Source organism: uncultured Flavobacterium sp. (genome assembly GCF_963925415.1).
Classification (GTDB): Bacteria; Bacteroidota; Bacteroidia; order Flavobacteriales; family Flavobacteriaceae; genus Flavobacterium.
The window spans coordinates 1-6,960 of the sequence record NZ_CAWUTS010000005.1 but is presented as its reverse complement, the minus strand read 5'-3'; the positions used below and the strand labels follow the sequence as shown (position 1 = coordinate 6,960).

Annotated in this window: 5 protein-coding genes; all 5 read left to right on the top strand. The window is 33.2% G+C overall.

The window, feature by feature from the left end:
- On the top strand, positions 1-1,096 hold a 1,096-nt coding region (locus AABM47_RS00515), incomplete at its 5' end, for a sodium/proton-translocating pyrophosphatase (protein WP_338408964.1).
- 23 nt (positions 1,097-1,119) lie between these two features.
- On the top strand, positions 1,120-3,438 hold the full coding sequence (locus AABM47_RS00510) for a family 20 glycosylhydrolase (protein ID WP_338408963.1): 2,319 nt from the start codon (positions 1,120-1,122) through the stop codon (positions 3,436-3,438).
- 1 nt (position 3,439) lies between these two features.
- On the top strand, positions 3,440-4,435 hold the full coding sequence (locus AABM47_RS00505) for a N(4)-(beta-N-acetylglucosaminyl)-L-asparaginase (protein WP_338408962.1): 996 nt from the start codon (positions 3,440-3,442) through the stop codon (positions 4,433-4,435).
- Positions 4,435-5,106: a copper homeostasis protein CutC gene (locus AABM47_RS00500; RefSeq protein WP_338408961.1), complete on the top strand. Its 672-nt coding sequence runs from the start codon at positions 4,435-4,437 to the stop codon at positions 5,104-5,106. Before AABM47_RS00505 ends, AABM47_RS00500 begins: the two co-directional genes overlap by 1 nt.
- Positions 5,099-6,960 (top strand): glycoside hydrolase family 2 protein (locus AABM47_RS00495; protein ID WP_338408960.1); only part of this gene is annotated, 1,862 nt, incomplete at its 3' end. The genes AABM47_RS00500 and AABM47_RS00495, both read left to right, overlap by 8 nt.

The following is a 6,960-nucleotide window of genomic DNA, read 5'->3' as shown; positions in this document are numbered from 1 at the left end:
ACCAATTTCTGATAACGCTGGTGGTATTGCTGAAATGAGTGAATTACCAAAAGAAGTTAGAACAAGAACAGATATATTAGATTCAGTAGGAAATACTACTGCAGCAACAGGTAAAGGATTTGCAATTGCTTCGGCAGCATTAACTTCTTTAGCTTTGTTTGCTGCTTATGTTACATTTACAGGTATTGACGGTATTAATATATTTAAAGCTCCGGTTTTAGCTATGTTATTTGTTGGAGGTATGATTCCTGTAGTGTTCTCTGCATTAGCAATGAACTCAGTAGGAAAAGCTGCAATGGACATGGTATACGAAGTGCGTCGTCAGTTCAAAGAAATCCCAGGAATTATGGAAGGAACTGGTAAACCAGAATATGCTAAATGTGTTGATATTTCTACTAAAGCTGCTTTACGCGAAATGATGCTTCCAGGTGTAATGACTATTGGTTTTCCAATTGCAATCGTACTATTAGGCTTGTTAATTTATGGAGATAATCACCAATTAGTAGCAGAAATGTTAGGTGGTTATATGGCTGGAGTTACTGTTTCAGGTGTGTTATGGGCAGTGTTTCAAAACAATGCTGGTGGTGCTTGGGATAATGCTAAAAAATCTTTTGAAGCAGGTGTTGAAATTAACGGAGAAATGACATTTAAAGGTTCTGATGCACACAAGGCAGCTGTAACTGGAGATACTGTTGGTGATCCATTTAAAGATACTTCTGGACCATCTATGAACATATTAATCAAGTTAACATGTTTAATAGGTTTAGTTATCGCTCCTATATTAGGTGGTGATGTTCATTCATCAACTGAAAAAGCTGCAATTTCTTGTTGTGCTTCAATGGGTGAATGTGCTTCAATGTCTAAAGAAGAATGTGTTGAAAAAGGATGTACAAGCACAACGTGTAAATTTATGAATGAAGCTACTGCAGAAGAAGTTTTAAAAAAAATTATGATAGAAAAAACTAAAGACGAAAGCGGTAATGTGAAAGCAAATGTAAAAATAATCTCAGTTTTAAATGGTACTGAAACTATTAAAGAAACTATTTTTGAGGGTACTGATGCTGAAGTTGATCAAAAAATTAACGACATAAAATAACATATAATTTTGTTGAATATAAAATGCCTTACGAAAGTGAGGCATTTTTTTTATACATTTATATTTCAAAATTAAATTACATGCGATTCTTTTTCTTGTTTAGTTTGCTTTTTCTTGTCAATTTTACAATTGGACAAAATCAATATAATATAATCCCAAAGCCCTTAAAAACAACATATCACCTAGGTTCTTTTGTTGTAAATCAAAATACAACTATTCAAGCAGATGAATATTCTTTTGAAGCAAAATACCTTCAAGAACAAATAAAAATTCTGACAGGTTTTAAACTGAATATCACTTCTAATATCACTTCTAAAAATTCAATTCAAATTAACATAAGAATTCCAGACACAATAAATTTTAATAAAGAACAATACAATCTTGATGTTTCAAACAAAACAATTTATATTTCTGCCTTTTCAAATTCAGGTGTTTTTTATGGAATTCAGTCTTTATTGCAAATGATTCCTTTTTCAAATTCAAATGAAATTAATTTAAATGCGGTTTCTATTTTTGATGCACCCAAATTTCAATGGAGAGGTATGCATCTTGATGTAGCACGTCATTTTTTTTCATTAGAATTTATTAAAAACTACATAGACTATTTGGCAACATATAAACTAAATACGTTTCATTGGCACTTAACAGATGATCAAGGTTGGCGCATCGAAATAAAAAAATATCCAAAATTAACAGAAATTGCTGCTTGGAGATCGGGATCTATGGTTGGACACTACAGCGACCAAAAATTTGACAAGCTAACTTATGGGGGTTTTTATACACAAGAACAAATTAAAGAAGTTGTAGCTTATGCAACACAACGTCACATAACCGTTGTGCCTGAAATTGAGATGCCTGGGCATGCTGTTGCCGCTTTAGCAGCATATCCAGAATTTGCTTGTGCAGTCGGACCTTTTGAAGTGGCAAAAACTTGGGGTGTTTTAGAAGATGTTTTTTGCCCTAAAGAGGAAACCTTTATTTTTTTGCAAGATGTATTAACTGAAGTTATTGCCCTGTTTCCCTCACAATATATTCATATTGGTGGTGATGAATGTCCAAAAACACGATGGAGATCTTGTGGTCATTGTCAAAAATTAATTCAAGAAAATGAGTTAAAAGATGAGCATGAATTGCAAAGTTATTTTATTCAAAGAATTGAAAAATTTGTTAACTCCAAAGGGCGAAAAATAATAGGATGGGATGAAATTCTTGAAGGTGGTTTGGCTCCTAATGCAGCTGTTATGAGTTGGAGAGGAACAGAAGGAGGAATAAGGGCTGCCAAACAAAAACATTATGCAGTAATGACACCAAGCTCACATTGTTATTTTGACCATTACCAAGCTGATCCCAAAAATGAACCTCTTGCCATAGGAGGTTATACTACGGTAGAAAAAGTGTATTCGTATAATCCCATTCCAGAAGAATTATCTTCAGAAGAGGCTCAATATATTTTGGGCGCACAAGCTAATGTTTGGACGGAGTATATTACTTCATCTGCTCACGTTGAGTATATGATGATGACCCGCATGACCGCTTTGTCTGAAGTGCTATGGGGAACTTCTGATCCTAATAATTATAAAAACTTTGAAGATCGTTTAATTCATCATTTAGCCGTTTTTAAAAAGAAAGGTATTAATTATAGTGAAGCCATATATGATATTAAGGCTAATGTTGAAGAAAAAGAAGGTATTTTGCAATACACGTTACAATCAAGAAACAACAATGACATTCGCTTTACAACAGATGATTCTGAACCTCATTTAAATTCAAATAAATATGGTAAATCTATTTCTATTTCAAAAAATCAAAAGATAAGAGCTTCTTATTTTGAAGACAATTTAAAAAAAGGAAACGGAGTTGAACAAAATTTTACGATTTCAAAATCTACAGCTAAGAAACTGACTTTAGAGTTTCCTCCGAGCAAAAATTTTTCAAATGGAAACACCTTTACTTTACTGGATGGTATTTATGGAGATACTCAAAAATTTGGAAAAGACTGGTTAGGGTTTAGTGGAGATGATGTTGTTGCAACTATAGATTTTAAAACCATTGAATCGATTTCAAATGTCCAATTTCATGTTTATGATGGACAAAGCAGTTGGATTTATTTGCCTTTAGCAATTGCAATAGAAACATCTTTGGATGGTGTTAATTTCGAAATTCAAGAAAGTTTATCTGAACATGAAATCGAAGAATTAAAAGGTTCTATTAATTTATATTTTAATTCAGTAGAGGCAAAATATATAAAAATAACAGTAAAAAATAACGGAAAAATTTCTGAAGGCAAACCAGGCGAAGGAAATGATTCTTGGCTTTTTATAGATGAGATAACAGTTAACTAATATGGAAAACAGAAGAAATTTTTTAAAAACAACTGCTACAGCTGCTATAGCCTTAGCCTTAAATTCATTCAAAACAAAAGAGGGGCTCCAAATTCGAGTTGAAGATCAGAAAGTTAATAAGCCTATCGTAATTTCTACATGGAATTTTGGAGTTCAAGCTAATGGTGCAGCATGGACAATTCTTAAAAATCAAGGTAGAGCTTTGGATGCTGTAGAGGCCGGCGTAAAAATACCTGAAGGAGACGCTAGCGAAAGAAGTGTTGGCTATGGAGGAAGACCAGATAGAGATGGAAAAGTAACGCTCGATTCGTGTATTATGGATGAATTTTCAAATATTGGTTCTGTAGCGGCTCTAGAGCACATAAAACATCCTGTTTCTGTTGCACGAGCTGTTATGGAAAAAACGCCACATGTCATGTTGGTAGGAGATGGAGCATTGCAATTTGCTTTGTCACAAGGCTTTGAAAAAGAAAATTTATTGGTGGCGGATTCAGAAAAAGAATGGAAAGAATGGCTCAAAACCAGTGAATACCTGCCAAAAGCAAATATAGAAAATCACGATACCATTGGAATGATCGCTTTAGATGCTCATGGAAATCTTTCGGGTGCTTGTACAACTAGTGGAATGGCCTTTAAAATGCATGGTAGAGTAGGAGATTCGCCCATAATTGGCGCGGGTTTGTATGTGGATAATGAAGTTGGAGCTGCAACAGCAACTGGTCACGGAGAAGAAGTTATACGCATAGTAGGTTGTCATTTAGTTGTTGAATTGATGCGTCAGGGAAAAACACCACAAGAAGCTTGTGAAGAAGCCGTTGCTCGAATTGTAAAATTGACACATAACAGAAATAAAAACCTTAATGACATACAAGTCGGATTTATTGCTTTAAATAAAAAAGGAGCATATGGAGCATATTGCATACAAAGAGGTTTTAACTTTGCCGTCAACGATGATTCAGGAAATAAATTAGTAAATTCAGATTATTTTGTAAAATAATGACACAACTAGAAATTGCTTGTTTTAACTCGGAATCAGCTTTAATTGCTCAAAAAAATGGCGCAGATAGAGTAGAGCTTTGTGCGAATATGAGACAAGGCGGAACTACACCCACATTTGAAACCATAAAACACGTACGCTCCCAATTGCATATTGATTTGTATGTAATGATTCGGCCAAGAGGAGGCAATTTTGTGTATTCTAATGCTGAATTTGAAAAAATGAAAAATGAAATTAGAGCACTTAAAAAGATACAGATAAACGGATTTGTTTTCGGAATTTTAAATAAAGACAATTCGATAAATAAGATTCAAAATAGTGAATTAGTAGAATTAGCAAAACCTTTTCCATGTACTTTTCACAGAGCTTTTGATCTTGTTTTAAACCCTTTGGAAGCTCTAGAAAAAATAATAGAATGCGATTTCCAAACAATATTAACTTCAGGTAATGCACCAAATGTTAACAATGGAATGCATCAATTAGAAATACTCGTTCAAAAATCTAATAAACGTATAAATATTATGGCCGGAGGGGGTTTACGATCCTCAAATTTGGGTTACTTAAAAAGTAAGACTAAAGCTACTCACTTTCATTCTTCAGCAATTACAGATGATTCTGAAATTGCAAACGCTATTGAAATTCAAAAATTAAAAACCATTCTGAATGCGTAAATTTATTTTCTTACTATTTGTTTCCATGAATCTTTTGAGTCAGAATATTGAACGCAGTTTAAACGCAGAATATTGGAAATTTAAACAAGAAAATTTAAACAAATGGTTGCCTGCACAAGTTCCAGGTACTGTTCATACCGACTTATACTTAAACCATGTTATTCCGGATCCTTTTTTTGGGACTAACGAAAAAGATGTGCAATGGATAGAAAATGAAAACTGGGTATATAAAACGTCATTTTTAGTTTCAAAATCAGAAATAAATTATAAACATATTGATTTAAAATTTGATGGTTTAGACACTTACGCAACTGTTTTTGTCAACGGAATTGAAATCTTAGTAGCCAATAACATGTTTCGAATTTGGAAAACAGCTGTAAAAAATCATTTAGTTGAAGGAGTAAACACCATCGAAATCAAATTCAAATCAGCTGTTATTGAAGGAAAAAATAAAGCAAAAAAACTTTTTTATACGTTACCTGCTGATGAAAAAATATTTACAAGAAAAGCACAGTATCAATACGGTTGGGATTGGGGTCCAAGATTTGTAACAGCAGGTATTTGGAAAAATGTATCCCTCAACTTTTGGAACAATGCTCATATTGAACTTGTTAAACACAATCAATTAGAATTAAATAAAGAAAAAGCAATTATAGAGTTTATTACAGACATAAAATCAGACGGAACAAACACGGTTCAATTAAAAATAAATGATTCTCTTTCTACAATAAATTTAAAGAAAGGATTAAATAAAGTTTCATTGATCTACGAAGTACAAAACCCTAAACTGTGGTGGACTAATGGCTTAGGTAAAGCTAATTTATATCCTTTTGAAATTAGCTTGGTAGACGATAAAGGCCCAGTTTCTTCAAAAAAAATTAATATTGGATTACGTACTCTTGAATTAATTCAGGAAAAGGATCAAATTGGATCGCGTTTTTATTTTAAATTAAACGGTGTTCCTATTTTTATGAAAGGAGCAAATTATATACCTGACGATAGCTTTATGCCCAGAGTTACAGATTCTATTTACAAAGCAAGAATTAAGGATGCCGCAGATGCTCACATGAACATGTTGCGTGTTTGGGGTGGAGGCGTTTATGCAAGTGATGTTTTTTATGAAGCCTGCGATGCAAACGGGATTTTAGTTTGGCAAGATTTTATGTTTGCTTGTGCGATGTATCCTGGTGATGATGATTTTTTAAAAAATGTAAAACACGAAGTTATAGATAACGTAAATCGTTTGCAAAATCATCCTTCGCTAGCTATTTGGTGTGGTAATAATGAAAGTGATGAAGGATGGAAAAATTGGGGTTGGCAAAAAGAATTTAAATATTCAAAAGCAGATTCAACTCAAATTTGGAACGATTATAAAAAATTATTTCACGAATTAATTCCAAAAACAATAGACAGTCTGCTTCCAAAAAACAAAGCAATATACTGGCCATCTTCACCCTCTATTGGTTGGGGCAGAAAAGAAAGTTTAACACAAGGAGACTCACATTATTGGGGTGTTTGGTGGGGCAATGAACCTTTTGAAGTATATGAACATAAAGTAGGACGATTTATGAGCGAATACGGTTTTCAAGGTATGCCAAATTTGGAGAACTTCAAATCCTTTACAGATGCAGGTTTTTTAAACTTAAATTCGCAATCTATAAAAAATCATCAGAAGCATCCAACAGGCTATAAAATCATTGATGAATATATGAAACGCGATTTTTTGGTTCCAAAAAAATTTGAAGATTATTTGTATGTTTCCCAACTATTGCAAGCCAGCGGTATGAAAACTGCTATTGAAGCTCACAGAAGAGCTATGCCATACTGTATGGGGACTTTATATTGGCAATTAAA